The organism is Streptomyces sp. WM6372 (genome assembly GCF_001279655.1).
GTDB lineage: Bacteria > Actinomycetota > Actinomycetes > Streptomycetales > Streptomycetaceae > Streptomyces.
In genome coordinates this window covers 1-1,009 of sequence record NZ_LGDB01000083.1, presented here as the reverse complement: position 1 = coordinate 1,009, position 1,009 = coordinate 1, and the positions used below count along the sequence as shown (strand labels likewise).

The 1,009-nt window shown below is 66.4% G+C and carries 1 protein-coding gene; it reads right to left on the bottom strand.

Annotation, left to right across the window (positions count from 1 at the left end; translation table 11 throughout):
* The coding region (locus ADK52_RS08575; RefSeq protein WP_199828468.1) for a SpoIID/LytB domain-containing protein at window positions 1-850 on the bottom strand (850 nt) is incomplete at its 3' end.
* Window positions 851-1,009 lie beyond the last annotated feature (159 nt).

Genomic DNA, 1,009 nt, shown 5'->3' with positions numbered 1-1,009 from the left:
AGTCATTCGCAACACTCCCACCGCCATCCACAAACGCCACATGCGTCGCACCCGCATCCATCGACACCGGCGACGTCGCAGCAGAAGCCGAACCGGCGATCGACAGTCCGGGGTAGTAGACGCCCAGGATCGACTGCCAGGAGCGGCCGGCGAGGGCACAGTTCTGCGACCCCCACTGGCTGAGCGTGTTCGGGTACCTGGACAGGCCGGTGCCGCAGGCCTCGGACGGGCTTCCGGTGAGCGTCGCCTGGTACGAGGCCTGGAACACCGATCCGTTCTTGGTCATGACCGAATTCCAGGTCGACTGAACGGCCGTGTTGGTGACGGAGGTGGAGCTTCCGGGTATGTAACGCTGATAGTTGATCGAGTCGTCGACGTTGTAGCAGGATCCGTTGTACGACCCGCCACGCCAGTTGTTGACCCAGTACCACGCGTAGGTCTTCACCGCCATCGCACCCGCCTGCAGCGAGGCGGGCTGCCAGGAGGTGACCCACTCGCTGGGCAGCACGTCCTTGACGTATTCCTGGAACGGCACGTTGACCACGCCGATCTCGGTACCCGGAACCGGCGCCCCGACGCTGGTGTGCTGCGCGTATCGCAGCACCCGGATGGTGGAAGGCGGGGTCGAGTCGGACGAGTAGCCGCCGCAGTTGCCGTTCGCTGCCGGGGCCTCGGCGACCCGGGGGGTGAACAGGAGCTCCGACGGTGCGAGCTGGCCACTGACCGGCTGCGGCTGGCTCGTCTTGGTCGGCAGTGGGGACGCGGCTGCCGGGCCCGCCATTGCGCAGCTCAAGGCCGCCATCGCCGTGACACCACTGAGCGTCAGACGTAGACCACGGATGACAGACAATTCCGATTCCTTATCGGTGGACCGCGCCGGCCGACAGGGCCGGCCGGCGCGGTGGATATGGGTGTGGGGTGGGTGTCGGATTGCGGTCAGCGGCTGGTGCCGCCGAGACCGGACGGACCCTGCCAAGCACCATTGCTCACCCAGTCATTGGCGAGACTT